Raw genomic sequence first — 23,664 nt, forward strand, 5'->3', positions numbered from 1 at the left:
TTGACGGTGCAGACCGGGTCAACCTTGCGGGACCGGGCTGCGGGCATGGCGAGGCAGGGTCGAACATCTTGGTGACGCTCTCCACCGACGACATGCGGCGGTCTCGGCGCCCGCGGGCCATCGCCTGATGGCGCAGCTGTTCTCGCCGGGCGCCGACGCGATCTACCGGCTCGCCCTGCTCACCGGCGTGGCGTGCCTTGCCGGCATTCCGATCGTCGCGGCGGGGATCGTGCGCTCGGATTACGTCACCGGCGTCGGGGTCGCCCCGGCCCAGCCGGTGCCGTTCAGCCACAAGCATCATTCCGGCGAGCTCGGGGTCGACTGCCGCTACTGCCACACGACGGTGGAGACCCAGGCGACCGCCGGCATTCCGCCGACCCACACCTGCATGACCTGCCATTCGCAGATCTGGACCGGGTCCGACATGCTGAAGCCGGTGCGCGACAGCTTCGCGCGCGACGAGCCGCTTCAATGGGTGCGCCTGAACAAGCTGCCGAGCTACGTCTACTACAACCACTCGGTCCATGTGACGAAGGGGATCGGTTGCTCGACCTGCCACGGCGACGTGACCAGCATGCAGATGACCTACCGCGCCAACGCCTTCGAGATGCAGTTCTGCCTCGACTGCCACCGCGATCCGGCGAAGTACGTCCGCCCGCAGGAGCAGGTCTGGAACATGACGTGGAAGCCGCCTGAGAACCAGGCGACCCTCGGGCCCGAGCTCGTCGCCAAGAACCGCATCCGGGGGGGCGAGCGCCTCACCGAATGCGCGATCTGTCATCGCTGATGGGGACGGACCGCACATGACCGGGCATCACGACATCGGCGCGATCCGCGCGCGCCTGGCGTCCGGCGACGGGCCGGCCTTTTGGCGCAGCCTCGACGCGGTCGCCGACACGCCCGAGTTCCGAAGCTACCTGGAGGCCGAGTTTCCCGCCGCGGCGCGGCTCGCGGCCTCGCCGGAGCGGCGCGGCTTTCTGAAACTGATGGCCGCCTCGTTCGCGCTTGCCGGATTGTCCGCCTGCGACTCGAGCGACGGGCGGCACTACGAGCTGCCCTACGTCAACGCGCCCGAACGGGTCCTGCCCGGCGCGCCGCTCAGCTACGCCTCGTCGGCGCTGCTCGACGGGTTCGCCAACGGCATCCTGGTCACCACCCGGAACGGCCGCCCGCTGAAGATCGAGGGCAACCCCGACCATCCCTGGAGCCTGGGCGGCACCGACGTGCTGGCGCAGGCCTCGGTGCTCGGCCTCTACGATCCGTTCCGCTCGCAGGCGGTGCAGCATATCGGGCGGCCGAGTTCGTGGGCCGCCTTCCAGGGCGCGATGCTGGCGCAGATGCCGGCCTGGCAGGCGAAGGGCGGCGAAGGCCTCGCCCTGCTCACCGGACCGGTGACCTCGCCGTCGCTCGAGGCCGAGATCGCGCGGATGCGGAAGACCTATCCGGCGATGCGCTGGTACGTCAGCGCAGGCGTCGCGCGCGACGGCCTCTACGAAGGAGCCCGGCGCGCCTTCGGCCGGCCGGTCGAGACGCTTCCCAAGTTCGCCAAGGCGCGAACCATCGTGTCCCTCGACGGGGACATGCTCGACCTCGGCCCCGGGCAGGTCGGGCTGGCGCGGCGCTGGAGCGACGCGCGAAAGGCATCCTACGCGGCCGGCAACCTCCTCACCCTCCACGCCGCCGCGGCGACGCCGACGCTGACCAGCGCAAAGGCGGACTACGGGATCGCGGTCGCCGCCACGCGGATGGAAGCCCTGGCGCGGGACCTGCTGAGCCTCGCCGAGGGCGGAACGGCATCCTCCGCCGACAACGCGTCGGCGGCTTGGCTCGAGCGTGCGTCCGCTGCGCTGAACGCGGCCCGCGGCGCCGGCCTCGTCACCACCGGGCTCAGCGGCTCGCCGGCGTTGCATGCCCTGGTCCACCGGCTCAACGGCGCCTTGGGCAACGCCGGCACGACGGTGCGGCACACCGCACCGGCCCAGGCGATCGGCGCCGGGACGCTCCGCGACCTCAGCACCGCCATGGCGGAGGGCTCGGTCGAGACCTTGATCGTGCTCGGCGTGAACCCGGTCTACGAGGCGCCGGGCGCCCTCGACTTCGCGCAGGCCATGGAGCGCGTGCCGCTGAAGATCCATGCCGGCCTCTACTACGACGAGACCGCGGCCCATTCCGATTGGCACCTGCCGCTGGCGCATCCGCTCGAATCCTGGGGCGATGCCCGCTCCCTCGATGGCACCGTCGGCCTGATCCAGCCGACCGTCGCGCCGCTCTACAACGGCCGCGCCGCCAACGAGCTGTTGGGCTTCCTCGACCGCGGCACGATCGGCAACGGCCTCGATCTGCTGAAGCAGCGGATGCGCGGCGAATCCGAGACCGACGCCACGTTCCAGGCCCGCTTCGAGGAGGCCCTGCGCAGCGGCTTCCTGCCCGACAGCGCGGCCAAGCCCGAGACGACGGTGCTGACCGAGGCCGCCTCGGCGCCGGCGAAGCCTCCGGAAGCGCCGCAGGAGACCATCGAGGTGGTGTTCCGCCCCGACCCCACCATCTGGGACGGGACGCTGGCCGATCTCGGCTGGCTGCAGGAACTGCCCAAGCCCCTGACGAAGATCGTTTGGGAGAACGTCGTCGGTGTCAGCCCGAAGCTTGCCGAGCGACGCGGGCTTGCCAACGGCGACATCGTGCGCATCGCCGCGGACGGGCGCGCGATCGAAGGTCCGGTCTGGATCACGCCGGGGCAGGCCGAGAACACGGTCAGCCTCGGGCTCGGCTACGGGCGCAACGTGCCCGACCACCTCGCGAAGGGCCTGGGATACGCCGCCAACGTGCTGCGGCCGGCGATGGACCCATGGCTGCTGGAGGGCGCGACGCTCGCCGCGACCGGCCAGCGCCGGATGCCCGCGACCACCCAGGATCTCGGCACGATGGAGGGGATGGATCTCGTCCGCGTCCAGCACCAGGGCGCGAAGCCGGTCGGCGATGCCAAGGCCTACGAGCTGGCCTCGTTCTACCCGAAGCCCGCAGCCGCAGAACGCGGCGCGGAGGCCGCCTGGGCCATGGCGATCGACCTCGATTCCTGCATCGGCTGCAACGCCTGCATCACCGCCTGCCAATCCGAGAACAACATCCCGGTCGTCGGGCGCGAGGAGGTCGAGCGCGGCCGATGGATGGGCTGGCTGCGAGTGGACCGCTACTTCTCCGGCGCGCTCGATGCGCCCGAGACGCATTTCCAGCCCGTGCCGTGCATGCATTGCGAGAACGCACCCTGCGAGGTCGGCTGCCCGGTGGAGGCGACGCTACACGACAGCGAGGGCCTGAACCTGCAGGTCTACAATCGCTGCGTCGGCACGCGGACGTGCCAGAGCTATTGCCCGTACAAGGTCCGGCGCTTCAACTATCTCGATTATACCGGCGACATGCCGGTGGTGGCGCAGCAGCAGCGCAATCCCGACGTGACGGTGCGCGCCCGCGGCGTGATGGAGAAGTGCACCTACTGCGTCCAGCGCATCGCCGCGGCCCGCATCGACTCGGCCAAGGACGCGCACGCGCCGATCCAGGACGGTGCCGTCGAGACCGCCTGCCAGGGCGCCTGCCCCACCCGCGCCATCACCTTCGGAAACCTCTCGGACCCCGGCAGCCGGATCGCCGCGGCGCGGGCGGACGGCCGCAACTACGCCCTGCTCGGCGAGCTGAACACGCGCCCGCGGACGACCTACCTCGCGAGCCTCGCGCCGCCGGCGAAGGAGGGCTGACGCCATGTCGGGAGCCACACTCCAGCCACCATCCGGCACCGGCCTGATCGGCCCCGACGCGACGCTGCACGGCATCGGCCGCGCCGTCGCTTCGGTCCCGCTGACGCATCCGTTGAACCGCCGCTGGTGGATCGCCTTCGCCGGCGCGCTCGCCCTGCTCGGCCTGTTCGGCGGGGTGCTGTGCTACCTGCTCCTGACGGGCGTCGGCATCTGGGGGAACAACAACGCCGTCGTCTGGGCGCTCGACATCGCGAGCTACGATTGGTGGATCGGCGTCGCCAGCGGCAGCCTCCTCGTCTCCGCGGTGCTGCTCCTGCTCGGGGCGGAATGGCGCGGCGCCGTCAACCGGGTCGCCGAGACGGTCGCCTTGCTCTGCACCTGCGCCGCCGGCCTCTACCCGATCATCCATCTCGGCCGGCCTTGGTTCTTCTTCTGGAACCTGCCCTATCCGAACACCTACGACCTGTGGCCGCAGTTCCGCTCGCCGCTCCTGTGGGACGCGATCGACATCGTGTCCTACCTCGTGGTCTGCGTCAGCCTCTGGTACATCGGGTTGCTGCCAGACCTCGCGTCGTTGCGCGACCGCGCCGTCGAGGATGCGCTGGCGCAGGAGAAGGCCCACGGCCGCCCTCGGAAGCGGTCGCTCCTGAAGGCGCAGGCCTACGGGATCGTCGCATCGGGCTGGCGCGGATCGGCGGCGCATTGGCAGCTCTGGTCGCAGGCCTACCGCACCATCGCGCTGCTCGGCGTGCTGCTTGTGGTCTCGCTCCAGACCGGCGCCTCGGTGATGCTCGCGGGCTCGGTGATGCCGGGCTGGCACGACACGATCCTGCCGGTGACCTTCCTCGTCAACGCCGTGTTCTCGGGCGTCGGCGTCACCGCCGCGATCGTGGTGCTGATCCGCTCGGTCTACCGACTCGACGGGCTGATCTCGGCACGGCACCTCGAGATCCTCGCCCGGCTGATGCTCTGCCTCGGATGCGCCAGCCTGTACTGCTACGCCACCGAGTTCTTCTCGACGTTCCTGCACGGCGACCAGCAGGAACGCGACGTGCTGATCCGGCGGATGACGGGCGCCCATGCCTGGGCCTTCTGGACCGTCGTCGCGTGCCTGCTGATCCCGGCACAGGCGTTCTGGTCGGCCCGCCTGCGCCGGTCGCCGCTCGCGGTCGCGCTGATCGGCGTCATGATCGCGATCGGCGCCTACGCCGACCACGTCATGGTCCTCGTGGTGACGCTGGCCCAGGATTTCCTGCCCTCCTCGCGGCTGGCCTACAGCGAGACGATCTGGGGCGTCGCCACCTTCGCCGGTTCCGTCGGCCTGTTCCTGACGCTGCTGCTGCTGTTCCTGCGCTACCTGCCGGCGGTCTCGATCACCGAGAGCCGTCGCCTGGCGCTCGCCGTCGTGCCGGCCGCGGTCGCGGCCGAGCGGAGGGCGGTGAAGGAGGCCGAGGCGCGGCCGCTTGCCAGCGAGCGGGACGGGACGGAGGACGCGCCGCTCTGGGGCGTCAGCGCCGCCTTCGCCTCGGAAGGTGACCTCGCGGCCGCCGCCGCCGCCCTGTCCGGCCGAGACGACGCCCATGTCCACCTGGACGCGCACGGCCCCGTGCCGATGCCGCGCGTGCTCCGCACCCTCGGGATCGCCGGGCGCTCGATCCGCGCCTACGCGATCCTCGGCGCGCTCGCGGGCGGCGCCGCCTTCTTCGGGATGTGCGTCTACGCGACGGCCTACGACTACGTGTTCCTGATCGGCGGGCGTCCGCGCTTCTCGTGGCCGTCCTTCGTGGTGCCGAGCCTGTCCTTCGCGATGATGAGCGGCACGATCGCGGTCCACCTTGCCTTGCTGATCCTGAACCGGTTGCCGCGCTTGAACCACCCGGCGTTCAACATCCCGGGGTTCCTGCGCGCGACGGACGACCGCTACTTCCTCTCGGCCGAAGCCCAGGGCGAGCGCTTCGACGCCGACCGCGTCGTGCGCAAGCTGGCGTCCCTGCCCACGGAAGCCGGCCGCCCGCTCGACATCCGCCGGGTGCCGCGATGAGGCGTCTCCTGGCCCTGCTCGCCGTCCTGCCGCTCGCGGCCTGCGGCGAAGCCGACATGAGCGAGCAGCCGCGTGCCAAGACCTGGGACAGGAACGGCTTCTTCCCGCAGGCGATGACGATGCGCCATCCCGTCGCCGGCACCGTGCCGCGGAACGATCCGGCCAAGCCGGCGGCGCAGCCAGCAAGCATCACCGAGACCCTGCTGGCTCGCGGGCGGGAGCGGTACGGCATCTACTGCACCCCGTGCCACGGCGCCTCGGGCGACGGCCGCGAGATCATCGTCGCGCGCGGCTTTCCCTCGGCCGGTCAGCTCACCACCGAACGCCAGCGCACAGCGTCGGCCGACGACCTGTATCGTGCGATCTCGGAGGGGCACCGGGCGATGTACGGGATGGGCCAGATGATCCCCTCCGCGGATCGCTGGGCGATCATCGCCTATGTCCGCGCCCTGCAACGGAGCCAGGATACCGAGGTCGCGGGCCTGCCGCCCGAGGACCGGGCCAAGCTGGAGGTGTCGCGATGATGGCCGCTTACGCCTCGGCTGCACGGCGCCGTCCCGTCGCGGCGCTGCTCCTCGGCGTCGGAGCGTCGATCCTCGCCGTGCTGGCGGGTGGCTGGCGCGGGGCGGCCACGTCCTACCTGGCGGCTTGGCTCTCGCTGCTCGCCCTGCCGGTCGGCGCGCTTCCGATCGCCATCGCGCTCGAGCGGTTCGGCCTGCGCGAGCACGACCGCGGCGAGGGCGAGCTTTCCAAGTCCTTGCGTCGCCTCGTCGGGCTGATGCCGGTGGCAGCGATCCTGGGCGTGCCCGTCCTGTTCGGCATCGGGCAGATCTATCGATGGACCGACGCGCCGCCCGCGACGCCGCTGGCCGCTTTGTGGTTCACGGTGCCGCTCTTCGCCCTGCGGGTGATCGCGTACCTCGCCGCCTGGGTCTGGCTCGCCGCGCGGTTCGTGGTCCCGGGCGAAACCCGCGACGGACGCACGATCTCCGGGGTCGCGCTGCATGCCGTCGTCGGAACCCTGGCCGTCACCGACCTCGTCGGATCCCTGGACCATCGGCTCGGCTCCAGCCTCGAAGGTCTGCTCGTGCTGACGGCCTGGAGCGGCTTGGCCCTGGCCGCGGCGATCCTCCTGGCACCGGAGGAGCCGACGCCGATCGGGCGCGGGCGCGCGGTCCCCGGGCAGGACCGGCTTGTGCCGCTTGTGGTCCTGCTGAGCCTCTGGGCCTTCTTGCACTTCGTGCAGTTCCTGATCGTCTGGTCGGCGAACCTTCCTCAGGAAGTCTTGTGGTACTTCGCTCGCGGCGGCTGGCTCGGCCGTGCGTTCGCGAGCCTCGGCGGGGCCGTCGTCCTGCTCGGCGCGCTGGCGACGCTTCGGCCGGGGCGCCCGACGACGCGGGTCTTGGCGGCGCTGGTGCTCGCGCTCCACGCGGTCGAGATGTTCTGGTTCGTGACGCCCGCTCTGCGCGACCGCTTCGTGATCGACTGGAGCGACGCCTTCGCCGCGATCGCCGTCTGCTGTCTGGCCGTGGCCCTGCTGCCGGTGGCGCAACGCCTGATGCCCGTTCTCTCGCCCCGGCGCCGGCGGAGCGCGGTCGCATGAGCACCGAGCGCACGCAGCACCGGTTCGGCTTCGTCTCGTCGATCATCTCCGGCTTGGCAATCTTGCGCCGCCGTCCTTCCTCGCCCGGGACGGCGAAGGCATCCGGCGAGGCCGGATCCTCGGACGGGCCGGGCTACGAAACCTCTGACGTCCATGTCGGCAACACGGCCCGCGTGATGGCCGGGCTGATGGTGACAGCGCTCGCCGTGATCGGAGCGATGATCTGGCTGAAGACGATGGTCTCGACCGATCAGCGCCAGGCCCTGCCGAGCCTGACCGCGCAGCAGACCGCGCGGCTCGTTCCCCCGCCACCGAACCTTCAGGCCGACCCCTACGCCGACCTCGCTGCCGAGCGTGCGGCCGAAGGCCGGCAGCTCGACGGCTACGCCTTCCTCGACGCCTCGCGGCAGCGCGCGCGCATCCCGATCGACCGTGCCATGGCGCTGACGGTCGGCCGAACGCTGGACCCGTGAGCCGATGACGCCGAAGCACGCAGCCCTCGAGCTCTGGCCGGCGGCGGCCTCCGCCGTCGCGGTCGAGACCGACTACCTGATCCTCGCCTTCACGGTGCTCACGCTGGTGCTCACCGTGCCGGTGTTCCTGGCGATCACCTGGTTCGCGATCCGGTACCGCGACGGCCAGGAGGCCAACCGCGACACCAGCGGCATCCGCTCGAACCTGATCGAGATCAGCTGGATGCTGATCCCGTTCCTGCTGACGCTGATCTTCTTCGTCTGGGGCGCGCGGCTCTTCGTGATCTCGAAGAACCCGCCGCCCGACGCGATGGTGATCGAGGCGATCGGTCGGCAATGGATGTGGAAGTTCCAGCACCCGACCGGCCAATCCGAGATCAACGACCTGCATGTGCCGATGGGCCAGCCGATCAAGCTGCGGATCATCAGCCAGGACGTGATCCATGCGCTCTACCTGCCGGCGCTCCGGGTGCAGATGACGGCCTTGCCCGACCGCTACACCGAGCTGTGGTTCAAGGCCGACAAGCCCGGCACCTTCCACCTGTACTGCTCGGAATATTGCGGCACCGACCACTCGGCGATGGAGGGCAGCCTGACGATCCTCAGCCAGGGGGACTACCAGGACTGGCTCACCCATTCCGGGGCGCAGCAATCGAAGGTCGCGGCCGGCAAGGCGATCTACAATGCCTACGGCTGCGGAACCTGCCACGACGACGGTTCGAACGTGCAGGCGCCGAAGCTCGCCGGCCTCTACGGACGGGCGGTGCGACTGGCGGACGGGCGCACGATCACGGCCGACGAGGACTACCTTCGCGATAAGATCCGCAACCCCAACGGCAACCGGCTCGCCGAGGGCTACAAGCAGATCATGCCGAGCTTCGCCGGCGTGATCCCGGAGGACGACCTCGGCCGCCTGATCGACTTCCTGAAATCGAACACCCGCACCGTGGGCGACGCAGCGTCCGGAGAGGCCACGCGATGAGCGCATCGGGCACGATCGACAGCGGGATCGCGAACCGCGAGCCGCACGCGCCGGAGGCGACGCTCGATCGTCCGGCCGACTATCTCCACGCCCAATCGACCCTGCGCTCGTGGTTCCTCACCACCGACCACAAGCGCATCGCGATCCTCTACCTCGCCTCGATCACCGCGTTCTTCATCATCGGCGCCGTCGCCGCGGGCGTGGTGCGGCTGGCCCTCGTCGTGCCGAACGGCGCGGTGATGGCCAACGACACCTACAACAAGGCCTTCACCATCCACGGCGTGGTGATGGTGTGGTTCTTCCTGATCCCGTCGATCCCGGCGACCTTCGGCAACTTCCTGATCCCGCTGATGATCGGGGCGAAGGACCTCGCCTTCCCCAAGCTGAACCTCACGAGTTGGTACGTCTTCATGACGGGCGCGCTCTTCACGATGGTGTCGGTGGTGCTCGGCGGCATCGACACGGGCTGGACCTTCTACGCGCCGCTCTCCACCGCGTTCTCGAACGGCTGGGTCCTGCCGGCGCTGATCGGCGTGACGATCGTCGGGTTCTCGTCGATCCTGACGGGCCTGAACTTCGTCGTCACGATCCACACCATGCGCGCGCCCGGCATGACGTGGTTCAAGCTGCCGATCTTCGTCTGGACGCACTACGCCACCAGCCTGATCTTCCTGCTGGCGACGCCCGTGATCACCACGGCGCTGATCCTGCTGATCATGGAGCGCGCCTTCCACATCGGCGTGTTCGATCCGGCCTATGGCGGCGACCCGGTGCTGTTCCAGCACCTGTTTTGGTTCTACTCGCACCCGGCGGTGTACATCATGGTCCTGCCGGGCATGGGGGTGATCTCCGAGATCATCCCGGCCTTCGCCCAGAAGAAGCTCTTCGGCTACCGCTTCGTCGCCTACGCCGCGATCGGGCTCGCCTCGGTGACGTTCTTCGTCTGGGGCCACCATATGTTCATCAACGGGCAGAGCGATCTCGCCTCGCTCGCCTTCTCGGCGCTCTCCTTCGCGGTCGCCGTGCCCTCGGCGGTGAAGGTCTACAACTGGACCGCGACGATCCATAAGGGGAAGCTCCGCCTCGACACGCCGATGCTCTACGCGATGGGCTACATCGGCCTGTTCGTGCTCGGCGGCCTCACCGGCCTGTACCTGGCGACGCTGGCGATCAACCAGCACATCCACGCGACCTACTTCGTAGTCGCGCACTTCCACTACATCATGGTCGGCGGCACGGTGCTGGCCTTCCTCGGCGGGCTGCACTTCTGGTGGCCGAAGTTCACTGGCCGGATGTACAACGAGGCCTGGGGGCGAATCTCGGCGCTGCTGATCTTCCTCGGCTTCAACGTGACGTTCTTTCCGCAGTTCATCCTCGGCTACCTCGGCATGCCGCGACGCTACGCGACCTACCCGCCGGAATTCCAGCTTCTGAACGTCCTTTCCTCGGCCGGCGCGACGATCCTGGCGGCGGGCTACATCTTCCCGATGCTCTACCTCGTCTATTCCCTGTGGTTCGGCAGGAAGGCGCCCGCGAATCCCTGGGACGCCAAGGGGCTCGAGTGGGAGACGACCTCGCCGCCGCCGACGCTCAACTTCGCGTCGCCGCCCGAGGTGCCGCGGGTGCCGTACGACTACCCGATCCAGGAGCAGGAAACCAAGGCGCAGCATCGATGAGCCAAGAGCGATGAGCACGGGTCTCGCCGACGGCGTCGGCATCAAGCGCGCCCACCATTTCGAGACCGTGGCGCAGCAGCGCTATGCCGCCACGCTCGGGATCTGGGCGTGGCTGATCACCGAGCTCCTGCTCTTCGCGGCTCTGTTCCTGGTGGCGCTGATCGTGCGGATCCAGCACCCGGAGGCGACGCAGGAGGCGGCGCGCCACCTGAAGTTCTGGATCGGCGCCGTCAACACGGTGGTGCTGATCGTCTCCAGCCTCACCATGTCGATGGCGATCGAGTTCTCGCGCATCGGCTGGCAGCGGGCGATGGTGCGGGCGATGCTGGCGACCGCCGCTCTCGGCAGCCTGTTCCTCGTGCTGAAGGGCTACGAGTACTACGCCGACTACGAGGAGCACATGATGCCGTTCCTCGGCTCGCGCCCCTACGAGCTGTCGGCGAGCCCGGCCTCGCGCCTGTTCGTGAACCTCTACTACGTCGCGACGCTGTTGCACGGGCTGCACCTGCTGACCGGCATCTCGCTGCTGCTCGGCATGACCTGGATCGCGTCCAAGGCGGGGTTCCTGTCGCGGCACCAGAACTGGATCGAGATCTACGGCCTGTACTGGCACTTCATCGACTTGATCTGGATCATGGCCTTCCCGATCCTCTACGTCGTCAACCGGTAGCCCGATGCGCAGCCCGCTCGCGACCCTCTCCGACGCCGACCGCGCGCTCCTGAAGGATCGGCTGCGCAAGCCGGTTCTGACCTTCCTGGCGCTGATGGGCCTGCTCGCGGTCAACGTCACCCTCGGCGCGACGCTGCCGTTCGAGCAGGTCTGGGCGCTCGAGCTCGTCGTCGTCGCGGCGATGGCGCTCGTCGTCCTCCTCGTGTCGATGGAGGTGCTCCACGAGCCGCCGCTGGTGAAGCTGTTCTCGGGCCTCGGCTTCTTCTGGGTCGCGATCATGGTCGGCATGACGCTGACGGATTACCTCGGCCGCTGACGCGCGGTGCGGTTCACGGTTGTTCGCCGTCCGAAACGCACCTAAACCGAAGTGGACATCCGGGCGGCGGACGATCCGCGCCGAGGCCCCGCCCGATCAGGTAAGTTTCCGAGACGATGTGCGAACTGCTCGGCATGAGCGCGAACGTGCCCACCGATATCCGCTTCTCGTTCGCGGCGTTGGCGCGGCGCGGCGGCGAGACCGGTCCGCACGCGGACGGATGGGGCATCAGCTTCTACGAGGGCCGCGGCTGCCGCAGCTTCCACGAGCCCGAGCCGAGCGCGAAGTCGGAACTCGCCCGCCTGCTGCGCGACTACAAGATCAAGAGCCGCATCGTCATCGGGCACGTGCGCAAGGCCAATCGCGGCCGCGTCAGCCTCGAGAACACCCATCCGTTCTCGCGCGAGCTCTGGGGCCGGCGCTGGACCTTCGCGCATAACGGCCAGCTCAAGGGGGTGAAGAAGCTTCCGCTCGGCAGGTTCATGCCGATCGGGTCGACGGACAGCGAGTACGCCTTCTGCTGGATGCTCGGCCGCCTGCAGGGGCGCTTCTCGGCCCTGCCCAAGCCCGCGCTGCTCGACCGCGCGGTGGCCGACCTCTGCGCCGAGCTGCACGCGCTCGGCGTGTTCAACATGCTGCTCTCCGACAGCCGAACCCTCTACGCCCATTGCGGCAAGCGCCTGTGCTACCTCACCCGCCGGGCGCCCTTCGGCACGGCGACGCTGATCGACGAGGATTGGCGGGTGGACTTCGCCCAGGAGACCACCGAGCGCGACGTCGTGTCGGTGGTGGCGACGCAGGCGTTGACCCGCGACGAATGCTGGACCGACCTCGCGCGCGGTGACGTCATCACCCTGCGCGACGGCGCGATCCGCCTGCTGAAACCCGGCGCGCCGGCGGCGGCCCCCGTCGTCGTCGCGCCGAAGCCCTGTTGAGGCGAGGCGCGACGCACTTGGATGTGACGGTCGCGAAGGTGCAAGCGCGGCCGCGATAGGCTAAAGACACGGAACAACTCGAACGGCTCAGGCGCGAGCCGCACACGTTCCGCCTCGCGGCTTCGGACCACCCGCGAGCCCGCAGAAGACCGTAGATTGCGACGCATCATGACCCGCGACGAGACCGACACCCTTCCGAGCCAGTCTGGAAACGGCGACAAGGATGCGCGGCCGAACCTGTCGCACACCATCCGCTCCCATCTCGGCGACCATCTGCGCAGCGCCTACGACACGTTGGGCCAGACCGAGCTGCCGAGCCGTTTCGCCGAGCTGATCGCGAAGCTCGAGGCGGCGCTCAAGGCCCGCGGCGAGGCGATCGAGCCGGAGTTCCGCAACGGCCTGCTCGCGGCCGTGCCGAGCCTGCGCGCCTTCGCCCTGTCGCTGACCTCGAACCCGGCCCGCTCCGACGACCTCGTGCAGGATACGCTGATGAAGGGCTGGCAGCATCGCGCCCGCTTCCAGCCCGGCACCAACCTGAACGCGTGGCTGTTCACGATCCTGCGCAACATCTTCTACTCGGACCACCGCAAGCGGGTCCGCGAGGTCGAGGACCAGGACGGCTCCTACGCCGCGCGCCTGGCCACCGCCCCGCACCAGGGCGACCGTCTCGACGTCGAGGACCTGCAGACGGCGCTCGCCAAGCTCCCGCCCGACCAGCGCGAGGCGCTGGTGCTCGTCGGCGCCGAGGGCGTCTCCTACGAGGAGGCGGCGACCATCATGGGCTGCAAGGTCGGCACCGTGAAGAGCCGCGTCAGCCGGGCCCGGGGGCGGCTCGCCGAGCTGCTGGGCTACGACGAGGAAGACCTCGGCTCCGACCGGTTCATCCAGTCGGCGATGCCCAAGGACGCCTGAGAGAACGCCCGACGATCGGTCTTTTTTGACGCATCCGTTTCCGGGGGTCGTGCGTTACCGGCCCGACACTCGCACGGCGCCGGTTGGCGCGGCGAGCATCGGAAGACGGAGCTTTGCCATGCAGTTCAAGACCCTTCTGGCCGCCTCGGCCCTCGTTCTCGCCCTGCCGCTCGCCGCACAGGCGCAGGGCACCATCCGCGGTGCCGAGCGCGGCGCCGAGACCGGCTCCGACATCGGCGGCCCGATCGGCGGGATCGTCGGCGGCGCGGTGGGCGCGGCGACCGGCACCGTCGGCGGCATCCTCGGCGTCGACATGCAGCCGCGCTTCCGCAGCTACGTCCGCGAGCGCAACGTGCGCTCCTACGATTACGACGGCCGCGTCGCCGTCGGCACCACCCTGCCGGGCGACGGCGTGACCTACTACGACGTGCCCGACGAGTACCGCGTCCAGCCGGGCACCCGCTACACCGTGATCAACAACCGCCCGGTCCTCGTCGATCGCGGCCACCGCATCGTCGAAGTGATCGACTAGGCGTTTCATCGCCGCGCGACGTGCGAGGGCTCCGGGGCGACAGGCTCCGGGGCCCTTTTCCTTGGCGCCCACCGCACGCTCGGCCGCCCATGCAACGCTTCGCCGCATCGCCCGTTATGGCTCTGACGGCGAACGGGAATTCCCACCATGAACGACGACGCCATCGATCCGAAGGCCGGGCTTCCGGAGCCGGTCCGCGACCATCTCGGCCAGCAGCTGCGCTCGATGCTGTCGGTGGGCCAGGAGAAGCCGCGCTTCCTCGGCGACGATCCCGCGCCCGACGCCACCTTCGCGCCGCAGCTTCAGCGCCTGGAGACCCGGCTCAAGACCCACGAGGAGGGCACGGGCGCCGTCGAGCACGCCCTCGACCGCATCCTTGATGCCTTCGGCGTCACCCCCGACGACGGCAAGCCCGCCGGCACCAAGCCGACGGCCTGAGGGTCAGACCTTCGGGCGCGTCGCGAGCAGGTCGCGGATCTCGCCGAGGATCTTCACGTCGGCCGGCACCTCGGCGACGGCCTCGGGCTTGGCCTCCTCCTTGGTCACGAGCTTGTTCATCGCGCGGATGACCAGGAACAGCACGAAGGCGACGATCATGAAGTTGATCGCCACGGTGATGAACTGGCCGTAGCCGATCACCGCGCCCTGCTTCTTCGCCTCGGCATAGGCCGCGCCGGCCTGCACCTTCGACGACAGCGGCAGGTAGTAGTTCGAGAAGTCGAGCCCGCCGGTGATCGCGCCGATCATCGGCATGAACACGTCCTGCACCGCCGAGGTGACGATCGCCCCGAAGGCGGCGCCGATGATCACGCCGACGGCGAGATCGACCACGTTGCCGCGCAGCGCGAACTTCTTGAACTCTTCGAGCATGGCAGGTCCCCAGCCTTCAGGTGCATCACGCTACGCGTGGCGGCGGGGGCCGCCAAGCGCACGCGGGCCGGCATCCACCGTCAGATCGCCGAGGCCGGGTCCTCGCCGGACTCGATGCGGGCCGCCGGCTCGAGCCGAGCGCGGCGGCGGTACTGCGCGGCGCCGATCGGCAGGCCGACGATGTAGGCGGCGCTGATCGCCACCAGCGATTCGAACGGGAACGAGATCAGCAGGCCGAAGGCGGCGACGCCCGCCAGGAAGATCGGCAGCACCCACCCGCGCGGCACGCGCTTGCCCATGGTCTTGCCCGAGAAGGTCGGCACGGTGGAGACCACCAGCAGGGCGATGCCGAGCACGTAGACCAGGATCGCCGGCGCCGCCCAGGCCTCGAAGCCGAAGCCGAGGAAGTGCAGGTAGAGCGGCAGCATCGCCGTCATCGCGCCGGCCGGGGCCGGCATGCCGACGAAGTAGTCCTTCTTCCATTCCGGGCGGTTCGGGTCGTCGAGCATCGCGTTGAAGCGGGCGAGCCGCAGCGCCATCGCGATGGCGAAGATCAGCGCCACGATCCAGCCGAGCGATTTCAGGTTGTGGAGCGCGAAGCCGTAGAGGATCAGCGCCGGCGCGCAGCCGAAGTTGACGAAGTCGGCCAGCGAATCGAGCTCGGCTCCGAAGCGCGAGGTGCCCTTCAGGAGCCGCGCCACGCGCCCGTCGATGCCGTCGAGCACGGCGGCCGCGATGATCGCGATCACCGCCGGCTCGAACTTGCCCTCGAAGGCCAGGCGGATCGCGGTCAGCCCGAGGCAGAGCGCCATCAGGGTGATCATGTTGGGCGCGATCATCCGGAACGGCACCGGCTTGAACCGGCGCGGCCGCGGCTCGTTCGCGTCCGGCTCGAAGGGCGGGAAGAGATCGTCCATCGCCCCCTCCCCTCAGATGCGCCGGAAGCTGCGCTCGGGCCCGCCGCCGAGGTCGGCGAGCACGGTCTCGCCTGCCACCGCCTTCTGGCCGAGGCCGACCAGCACGCGGGTGCCGACGGGCAGGTACACGTCGACCCGCGAGCCGAAGCGGATCAGCCCGAAGCGCTCGCCGACCGAGAGCTGGTCGCCGGCCGAGACGAAGCCGACGATGCGGCGCGCCACGAGGCCGGCGATCTGCACCACGCCGACCCGCACGGGCTGGCCGCCGTGCACGGTCTCCATCACCATCCCGTTGCGCTCGTTGTCCTCGCTCGCCTTGTCGAGCTCGGCGTTGAGGAACAGCCCCGGCGTGTAGTGGATCTGCCCGATCCGGCCCGTCACCGGCACGCGGTTCACGTGGCAGTCGAACACGTTCATGAACACCGAGACCCGGGTCATCGGCACCTGGGGCAGGTCGAGCTCGGGCGGCGGCAGCACGGTCGAGATCAGGTTCACCCGCCCGTCCGCCGGCGAGACCACGAGGCCCTCGGCCACCGGCGTCACCCGCTCGGGGTCGCGGAAGAAGTAGCAGACCCACAGGGTCAGGATCAGGAACACCCAGCCGAAGAACTGCGAGAAGGTGCCGGCCAGCACGGTGAGCACGATCCCGATCACGATGAAGGGGTAACCCTCCTTGTGGATCGGGACGAGCGTCCGGCGGATCGTCAGGAGAAGGTCGTTCATGCGGTCTTTCGGAAGGGGCGCGCGAAGGGCGCGGGGCCAACGGGATTTTGACCCGCGCGATGGCAGCCCAGGGCGCGAAGGTCAACCGCCGGCGCCGTCGCGCGGGGGTCTGGCCGCCCCATCGGACCGACACCCGCCCCGTCATTCCGGGGCGCCGAAGGCGAGCCCGGAACTCAGAGCCGCCGACGCGAGCAAGGTCCGGCACCCTCGGCGCGTCTGGATTCCGGGCTCCGCTGCGCGGCCCCGGAATGACGGTCGTTGGCATCCGATCGTCCAGGCACGCCAAGACCACCCCGCGCGGAAAGCCTCCGCCGGCGGCATGGCCCCGACATCACGGACAGGAGACGCGGGACGCCGCGGAACCCTGGGATGATGCGCACTGAGCCGGTTCCCCGGCGCCCCGCGGTGCCGGGCCCCGAGAACGCGGGCACCCGGCGCCGATTTGTCGTCGCGGCTTTACGTACCGCACGGCCCCGCCGCCGCGGCCCGCGCGACGCGGGCCCCGGTCACGTATCCGGCCACGTAGGGCCGGGTCGCCCCGGCGACAGCCGGAACGGGCGATCCCCGCACCCTCCCTAACGTCGGGACGGGCTCAGGTCTCTTCTGAGAGCGCTCCGCTTGCGGGCAACAGCCCGCCGCTCGGAGCACCCCGCGCCGCGCATTATGGACGCCGTATTGCGGCGGGTTGATCGACCCACCGCGCAGGACCGCCACGCTGCCGACCGCCCCGTCGATCACCGGGCCGGCTCCTGACGGCGGCTCCGGGACGAAACGCAGCCCCGGCGCCGTGCAGCGCGCGATGGGGTTATAGGCATAATTTAGGAATTTTGTCAAGGCTTATGAAAAAATGTAGGATCGGTCTTTCCGTTCCGGCAAGACCCAAACGATGTCGCATTGCACGCCACCTTTTAGCCTTAATTTATATTCCTGGAATTGCACTTCCGCATAGTCAAAGCACGACAGAAACGAACTAAAACCTGGCTTCCAGGCTGACAGTTCCAAGCAGAAAAGAAATGTTTGATCGAAAAATTCATGTGCATTTTCTACTAGATAATTCGTGAATATTGGGCTTTCGCCGGCATGGACAATTCTATTGCGCACACGATAGATGCTTTGCAACTGCCATCGCACCATTGCTTCATGGCTTTCCAGCTTTTCTTTCGCTTTTTTTGTATCTTTTAATAATTCAGCGATTGTAGATATTCGAAACATGAGTAATTCAAAATTTCTACAGCGCCCGTATAGATCGGATAGTGCAGATTGATTATCTGGATCTACCAAAAGAGCAACAAATCTTTGCTTAAGATCAAGACCGGGTGATAATTTTGCCATTTTTAAGCTTAGCGTCAAACTGCGGCGATCCCATCTTAAGATGTCAAATAACAAATTTACAACAAGTCTATTGAAATAACCTAGCATTAGTATGGGAATTACTCGGTTGACGACATTGCTTATTTTTGAACTGCTTAAATTAGCAGGAGCTATTGTTTCAAGGCAGGTCCATAGGTTTACTAACTGGATATCTTCGCTTTTTGTATCTAAAATCATCCCATGAATATTTATAATATTTCGAAATTTTCTTTTATCGCGGCCAATATCGAGAGTAATGTGATCATTATAGCGCTTAAGTGTACTCGTTGCCTTTACTCGCCGCATATCTCGAATAAAATGCATGTTGTTTTTAGGCGCATCTATCTTCTTTAAAACGCCTTCGCAGCATCCCTGCTCAACAAGAGCAAATGGGGACACCTGCACCTCGTCTTTATGGCTAAACATTTTATAAAAGTTACAGACAAAGTCGAGTTTTGCTAATGCCGCGGCGAGGGCAGAATTATAGTCCGTCGCAATTACTTTAATAAATAAGACAGTTCCTAATCCATAATCTACAATAAATTTGTTTACTTCTTTTGATGGCGACTCCTCGCTTCCGTCATCGAATATTTCCATGCTGTGATTTTCTAAAACATCCTCATCGAAAGATAAGAATATTTCTGATACCCCAACGAACACACTGAACTTATGTCCATGTGGGTAGACATTTTGGCAAAACAATTTGAATTGTAGCGGATCGTAAATCTTCATTGCGCCATAAAAAAACTCGACGAGAGAATTGTTAATATGGTCTCTTGATACACCCCTATCTTGAATAAAAGATGCAAATTCTCGCGCAAAAAACTCCAATTTTTTCTTTTGTCTAGAATCGTTAGATAGGTTTATTACCTCTTGCGCAATTTCAGCGATATACGCCTCGACATCAAGCTCTGCCAGCATGATATCGAGTTTTCGTATGATTTCTTCTGGTTTGTGATTTTCAGAAACTAATGAATCTAATTCACTTATACTAATGCTACAAACGGCCTTTGCGATCCAATTGCCCTTCAGGCGCAGCCTTATCTCTTCAGAAACGTTACCGTAGGAACTGATTGCTTTATCAGAGTTGTCGCCCTTAATATTTATTGCTTCGAGTAATATGCCTGCCCCTTCTTTGATCAGTCCTTGTAAAGAAATAGTAGGTGCTTTATAACTATCTAATGTATACGGAAATGTCAGCTCATCAAGGCGTTGTATAAAAAACAGCAACCCTTTCATGGAGTTGATATTTGTCCAGTTATCCACATTCCTATAGCGCATTAAATATTGCCCTTCATCAAACGAATATTATAATTCTAGAAAATTATGGATGATAATATTCAAACATTAGAATGATTTTGGCCTATTAGTATCGTTTCACAACAACGACGCTCGACGTCCGCTATTTACTCCGCAAGTAGGATCTCCTCTATCCGAGCTCCATGTGGGGCCACCCTTCCTCGCTCAGCCTCCTCCTCAGCCCGCCTGAGCGCCGCCCGCGCCGCGTCCGCCTCGCGCTGCCGATTCCAGAGCGCCGCGTAGACCCCGTCCTGGTCCAGCAGCGCGCCGTGCGTGCCGCGCTCGACGATGACGCCCTTGTCGAGCACCAGGATCTCGTCGGCGTTCACCACCGTCGAGAGGCGGTGGGCGATGACCAAGGTGGTGCGGCCCTTCGCGATGCGGTCGAGCGCGTCCTGGATCTGCGATTCGGTGAAGCTGTCCAGCGCCGAGGTCGCCTCGTCGAGGACGAGGATCGGCGGGCTCTTCAGGATGGTGCGGGCGATGGCGACGCGCTGCTTCTCGCCGCCCGAGAGCTTCAGGCCGCGCTCGCCCACCGGCGTGTCGTAGCCCTCCGGCAGGCCCTCGATGAAGCGGTCGATCTGGGCGAGGCGGGCGGCCTCGCGCATCTCGGCCTCGCTCGCCCCCCAGCGGCCGTAGCGGATGTTGTAGCCGATCGTGTCGTTGAACAGCACCGTGTCCTGCGGCACCATGCCGATGACGGCGCGCAGCGAATCCTGGCGCACCGCGGCGATGTCCTGCCCGTCGATGGCGATGCGGCCGCTCTGCGGCTCGTAGAACCGGAACAGCAGGCGCGAGAGCGTCGACTTGCCGGCGCCCGAGGGACCGACGATCGCCACGGTCTTGCCCGAGGGCACCGTGAACGAGACGCCGCGCAGGATCGGCCGGTCCGGGTTGTAGGCGAAGTGCACGTTCTCGAAGCGCACCTCGGCCGGGCCGGCGACCAGCGCCGGGGCGTTCGGCCGGTCCGCGATCTCCGGGTTGCGGTGGAGGATGCGGAACATGTCGTCGATGTCGATTAGCGCCTGTTTGATCTCGCGGTAGATCATGCCCATGAAGTTCAGCGGCATCGAGAGCTGCACCAGCATGGTGTTGGCGAGCACGAATCCGCCGATGGTGGTGCGCCCGGCGAGGATGTCGCGGGCGGCGAGCCACATCACCGCGGTCATGCCGAGCGTGAAGATCAGCGCCTGGCCGGCGTTGAGGACGGCCAGCGACACGTAGGTCTGCGTCGAGGCCTTCTCGTACCGCGCCATCGCGCCGTCGAAGCGCTGGGTCTCGCGGGCCTCGGCGCCGAAATACTTCACCGTCTCGTAGTTCAGCAGCGAATCGACCGACTTGGTGTTGGCGTCGGTGTCGGATTCGTTCATGCGGCGGCGGATCGCGATCCGCCACTCGGTCGCCTTGTAGGTGAAGCCGAGATAGGCCGCGACCATCACGAAGACGACCAGGGAGTAGGTCCAGTCGAACTCCCAGGCCAGCACGCCGAGCACCAGCACGAACTCGACGATGGTCGGCACCAGCGTCAGCACCATCAGGCGCGACAGCTCCTCGATGCCCGAGCGCCCGCGCTCAAGCACCCGCGTCAGCCCGCCAGTCTTGCGCTCGAGGTGGAAGCGCAGGGAGAGCTGGTGCATGTGCTGGAAGGTCTTCAGCGCCAGGCGGCGCACCGCGTGCATCGCCACCTTGGCGAACAGCCCGTCGCGCGCCTGCGTCAGCCCGGCCATCAGGATGCGCGAGGCGCCGTAGATCGCGATCAAGAGCATCGGCGCGGCGAAGATCCCGGTCGGCACCTGCTCCTTGCCGTGCTCCTGGCCGCCGACCGCCGCGACCAGCGCGTCGGTGATCCACTTGAAGGTGAACGGCGTCACCATCGTCACCAGCTTGGCCACCAGCAGCAGCCCGAACGCCAGGAAGACCCGGCGCTGCAGGTCCGGCCGGCCGTAGGGCCAGAGATACGGCCAGAGCCGGCGATAGGTGGCGACGAGGCCCGGGCGCGCGTCGGGCGCCGGCGGGGGAGTGGAGGTCATACGCGATTGTCCGGAAGAGGAGGCTCGCCCCGGCATATAAGCCGGCGCCGCCCGCGGCACACCCGCAGCCGCCGCGGGGCGGGGCGGCGTGGGGGAATCCTCAGCCGTTCCTGCCCGCCTTGGCGTCCTTGCCGTCGCCCGGCAGCACGAAGATCTGGCCGGGATAGATCAGGTCCGGGTTGCGGATCTGCTCCTGGTTGGCATCGTAGATCACGGTGTAGCGGTCGCCCGCGCCGTAGGTGCGCCGGCTGATCTGCCACAGGCTGTCGCCGCGGATGATCTTGGCCGTGCTCACCGCGGGGACGAACACCCCCGCCCGCGGCGGCTCGATCGCGGCCGGGGTGGGCGAGACGGCCTCGGCCCGCGCCGCCGGGGCGACGGGCCGCTCGACCGGCTTGTCCGCCGCCGCGCCGGGCCTGGACGGCGCGAGGTTCGTCGCGACGCGGGCGGGCTCCGGCACCGAGAACGGCACCTCGGCCCGGCTGCGCACCTTGCCCGAGACCGAATCGACCTGGTCGACCCGCACCGTGTAGGCGCCCGGCTTCACCCCGCGGCCGATGGTGAAGGTGACCTTGCCGTCGGCGCCGACGCTCGCCGGGGCGATCAGCGTGTCGTTGAGGTAGAGCCGCACCGTCGCACCCGGCGCGGCCTGGCTGGTGACGAACAGCCGGCCGCCCTCCTGCGCGTCCACGCTGACGATCTTGACGGGCGCGGGGGCGTCCTTGGCGGCCTTCCCGGAAGACGGCTTGGCCGCCGCGTCCTTCGCCGCAGGGCCCTTCGCCGCGCCCTTGACGGGGGTATCCCTGCCGGCGACCGCCTGGCCCGGCGCCGGGTCCGGCGCCCGCTGCGCCGTCCGGACCTCCGGCTGCGACAGCACCACCGTGGGCTTGTCGGGCGCGGTCAGCGCCACCAGCGGCTTCTCGGTGCGCGTGGGCGAGACCGCCACGGCGACGCTCTCCGTCGAGCGGGTCTCGCGGCCCTCGGCATTGGTGGAGCGCAGAACGATCTCGCTGTTGCCCGCGGGCAGCGCCGGCGGCACGATCGCGAACTGCCCGTTCGGGTCGGCGAGCGCCTTGGCCACCGCCTTGCCGTCGACCAGGAGCTCGACGACCGTGTTCGGCGCCCCGCGGCCGGCCACCACCGACTCGCCGTTCGGCTCGACGCGGACGATGTCGAACTTGAGCGCGTCCGGCGCCGCCGGCGCCGCGGCGCGTGCCGCCGGCGGGGGCACCATGTCCGGCACGGGCGCCGGGCCCGGCGTCAGGGCGCCGACCGCGCCGGGCGCGGGCTCGGGCGCCGGAGCATGCGCGTGCCGCCACCGGTCGAGCCCGCCGAACACGGCCGCCACCAGGCCGAGCCCGATCAGCAGGCCCAGGACCGCGAGAAACACGCCGCGCCGCAACTCCGCCGTCATGGCGATCCATCCCTCGTCGACACCACGCCCGCCCGGCCGCGACCCCCATCCCCGGCGGTGGAGACTTTCGAAAAACGCCCGCGCGAAAAACCGTCGACTGTTCCGCCCATATTACCGTACATGTCCCGGAGACCAAGCCGCAACGCGCGCGCAGCGAACGAATTCCCCGCGCGATCAGCCGTTTGGCACCGATTTCGCCCTGGTTTACGACCTGTCAGCGGCCCGAACGGGACGCACGATACGACGAGCATCGATGAAGGAGGCCGGATGGCGCCGGTGAAGACGGTCTGTGTCTATTGCGGCTCCGGCTTCGGCGGGGACCCGGCGTTCCGCCAGGCGGCCGAGGCGCTCGGCGCCGCGCTCGCCGCGGCCGGGCTCGACCTCGTCTACGGCGGCGGCGACGTCGGCTTGATGGGCACCGTCGCCCGCGCGGTGCTGGCCGGCGGCGGCCACGTCACCGGCATCATCCCGGACTTCCTGAAGTCGCGCGAGCACATGCTCGACGCGATCCAGGAAACGGTCGTGGTCGGCGACATGCACACCCGCAAGCGCATGATGTTCGAGCGCTCCGACGCCTTCGTCGCCCTGCCCGGCGGCATCGGCACCCTCGAGGAGCTGGTCGAGCAGCTGACCTGGGCCCAGCTCGGCCGGCACCGCAAGCCGATCCTCCTGGTCGAGGTGGCCGGCTTCTGGAAGCCGCTGCTGACCCTGTTCGACCACATGCGCGCCCACGGCTTCATCCGCGACGGGCTCGACCTGAACTACGTCGTCGCCGAGGGCGCCGACGCCGTGGTGCCGATGCTGCAGGCCGAGAACCGCCGCCTGGGCGAGGACCCGGCCGCCGAGCGCTTCGTCACCGAGCGGCTCTGAGCGGCGGGGTCCGGCGCGTTCGCCCTCGGATCCTCGCGGCGCCGGGCCGCCGCTCGCGACGGTGAGGGGCGGCCCATGCGAAACGGTTTCGCCCCCGCCTCCCCTTGCACGGGCGAGAGACCGCGACGCGTGTCCGACGATCCGCTCCTGGCCGTTCAGTAAATTTTGCCGTAAATTTTGAATACAGAATAGCATCGCGCGCGGCCGGCGCCGCTCGTTGAACCTATTCGACGCCGTGCTAGACTGACGGGTGAGTCGATCGGGCACGAACCGCAGCGCGAACGGCCGCGAACCGATCAAAA

21 protein-coding genes are annotated in these 23,664 nt (G+C 67.5%); 15 read left to right on the forward strand and 6 right to left on the reverse strand.

Annotation, left to right across the window (positions count from 1 at the left end; genetic code table 11):
• Positions 1–127 precede the first annotated feature (127 nt).
• From MKK70_RS06655 to MKK70_RS06720, 14 genes are all read left to right on the forward strand, one after another.
• The gene (locus MKK70_RS06655; RefSeq protein WP_243946471.1) at positions 128–787 is read left to right on the forward strand and encodes a cytochrome c3 family protein; all 660 of its coding nucleotides are present in this window, start codon (positions 128–130) and stop codon (positions 785–787) included.
• 16 nt (positions 788–803) lie between these two features.
• Positions 804–3,749, forward strand: a complete 2,946-nt coding sequence (locus MKK70_RS06660) for a TAT-variant-translocated molybdopterin oxidoreductase (RefSeq protein ID WP_243946472.1) — start codon at positions 804–806, stop codon at positions 3,747–3,749.
• Between the two features lie 4 nt (positions 3,750–3,753).
• Entirely contained in the window at positions 3,754–5,790 is a 2,037-nt protein-coding gene (locus MKK70_RS06665) for a quinol:electron acceptor oxidoreductase subunit ActD (protein WP_243946473.1), read from the forward strand.
• Positions 5,787–6,314, forward strand: a complete 528-nt coding sequence (locus MKK70_RS06670; RefSeq protein ID WP_243946476.1) for a c-type cytochrome — start codon at positions 5,787–5,789, stop codon at positions 6,312–6,314. Before MKK70_RS06665 ends, MKK70_RS06670 begins: the two co-directional genes overlap by 4 nt.
• Positions 6,311–7,393 (forward strand): hypothetical protein, encoded by a 1,083-nt coding sequence (locus tag MKK70_RS06675; protein ID WP_243946477.1) that lies wholly within the window; start codon positions 6,311–6,313, stop codon positions 7,391–7,393. The genes MKK70_RS06670 and MKK70_RS06675 overlap by 4 nt, the downstream gene beginning before the upstream one ends.
• Positions 7,390–7,866: a hypothetical protein gene (locus MKK70_RS06680; RefSeq protein WP_147726021.1), complete on the forward strand. Its 477-nt coding sequence runs from the start codon at positions 7,390–7,392 to the stop codon at positions 7,864–7,866. The genes MKK70_RS06675 and MKK70_RS06680 overlap by 4 nt, the downstream gene beginning before the upstream one ends.
• A gap of 4 nt (positions 7,867–7,870) precedes the next feature.
• The gene (gene coxB / locus MKK70_RS06685; RefSeq protein ID WP_243946480.1) at positions 7,871–8,848 is read left to right on the forward strand and encodes a cytochrome c oxidase subunit II; all 978 of its coding nucleotides are present in this window, start codon (positions 7,871–7,873) and stop codon (positions 8,846–8,848) included.
• The gene (locus MKK70_RS06690; RefSeq protein ID WP_147842549.1) at positions 8,845–10,524 is read left to right on the forward strand and encodes a cbb3-type cytochrome c oxidase subunit I; all 1,680 of its coding nucleotides are present in this window, start codon (positions 8,845–8,847) and stop codon (positions 10,522–10,524) included. The genes coxB and MKK70_RS06690 overlap by 4 nt, the downstream gene beginning before the upstream one ends.
• A gap of 10 nt (positions 10,525–10,534) precedes the next feature.
• Positions 10,535–11,194, forward strand: coding sequence for a cytochrome c oxidase subunit 3 (locus MKK70_RS06695; RefSeq protein WP_147842550.1), 660 nt, complete (start codon positions 10,535–10,537; stop codon positions 11,192–11,194).
• Between the two features lie 4 nt (positions 11,195–11,198).
• A complete protein-coding gene (locus MKK70_RS06700) occupies positions 11,199–11,510 on the forward strand; it encodes an oxidase (protein WP_147842551.1) in 312 nt (103 codons plus the stop codon).
• 116 nt (positions 11,511–11,626) lie between these two features.
• Positions 11,627–12,445, forward strand: a complete 819-nt coding sequence (locus MKK70_RS06705) for a class II glutamine amidotransferase (protein WP_243946482.1) — start codon at positions 11,627–11,629, stop codon at positions 12,443–12,445.
• 168 nt (positions 12,446–12,613) lie between these two features.
• Entirely contained in the window at positions 12,614–13,357 is a 744-nt protein-coding gene (locus tag MKK70_RS06710; protein ID WP_147726015.1) for a NepR family anti-sigma factor, read from the forward strand.
• A gap of 118 nt (positions 13,358–13,475) precedes the next feature.
• The gene (locus MKK70_RS06715) at positions 13,476–13,889 is read left to right on the forward strand and encodes a DUF1236 domain-containing protein (RefSeq protein WP_147726014.1); all 414 of its coding nucleotides are present in this window, start codon (positions 13,476–13,478) and stop codon (positions 13,887–13,889) included.
• A 147-nt stretch (positions 13,890–14,036) separates the two neighbouring features.
• Positions 14,037–14,327, forward strand: a complete 291-nt coding sequence (locus MKK70_RS06720; RefSeq protein ID WP_147726013.1) for a hypothetical protein — start codon at positions 14,037–14,039, stop codon at positions 14,325–14,327.
• Positions 14,328–14,330: 3 nt separating this feature from the next.
• On the opposite strand, the gene mscL is transcribed toward MKK70_RS06720, so the two are convergent.
• From mscL to MKK70_RS06750, 6 genes are all read right to left on the reverse strand, one after another.
• Positions 14,331–14,759 (reverse strand): large conductance mechanosensitive channel protein MscL, encoded by a 429-nt coding sequence (gene mscL, locus MKK70_RS06725; protein ID WP_147726012.1) that lies wholly within the window; start codon positions 14,757–14,759, stop codon positions 14,331–14,333.
• Positions 14,760–14,839: 80 nt separating this feature from the next.
• On the reverse strand, positions 14,840–15,676 hold the full coding sequence (gene pssA / locus MKK70_RS06730; protein ID WP_147726011.1) for a CDP-diacylglycerol--serine O-phosphatidyltransferase: 837 nt from the start codon (positions 15,674–15,676) through the stop codon (positions 14,840–14,842).
• Positions 15,677–15,688: 12 nt separating this feature from the next.
• Positions 15,689–16,399 (reverse strand): phosphatidylserine decarboxylase, encoded by a 711-nt coding sequence (locus MKK70_RS06735; protein WP_147842554.1) that lies wholly within the window; start codon positions 16,397–16,399, stop codon positions 15,689–15,691.
• 837 nt (positions 16,400–17,236) lie between these two features.
• Positions 17,237–18,988, reverse strand: coding sequence for a hypothetical protein (locus MKK70_RS06740; protein ID WP_243946484.1), 1,752 nt, complete (start codon positions 18,986–18,988; stop codon positions 17,237–17,239).
• A 167-nt stretch (positions 18,989–19,155) separates the two neighbouring features.
• Positions 19,156–21,078, reverse strand: a complete 1,923-nt coding sequence (locus tag MKK70_RS06745; RefSeq protein ID WP_243946486.1) for an ABCB family ABC transporter ATP-binding protein/permease — start codon at positions 21,076–21,078, stop codon at positions 19,156–19,158.
• 100 nt (positions 21,079–21,178) lie between these two features.
• Complete coding sequence (locus MKK70_RS06750) at positions 21,179–22,492, reverse strand: LysM peptidoglycan-binding domain-containing protein (RefSeq protein ID WP_243946488.1); 1,314 nt, start codon at positions 22,490–22,492, stop codon at positions 21,179–21,181.
• A 267-nt stretch (positions 22,493–22,759) separates the two neighbouring features.
• On the opposite strand from MKK70_RS06750, the gene MKK70_RS06755 reads away from it, so the two are divergent.
• Positions 22,760–23,362, forward strand: coding sequence for a TIGR00730 family Rossman fold protein (locus MKK70_RS06755; protein ID WP_147844644.1), 603 nt, complete (start codon positions 22,760–22,762; stop codon positions 23,360–23,362).
• Positions 23,363–23,664: the final 302 nt, after the last annotated feature.

This window comes from Methylobacterium sp. E-041 (assembly GCF_022829665.1).
Classification (GTDB): Bacteria; Pseudomonadota; Alphaproteobacteria; order Rhizobiales; family Beijerinckiaceae; genus Methylobacterium.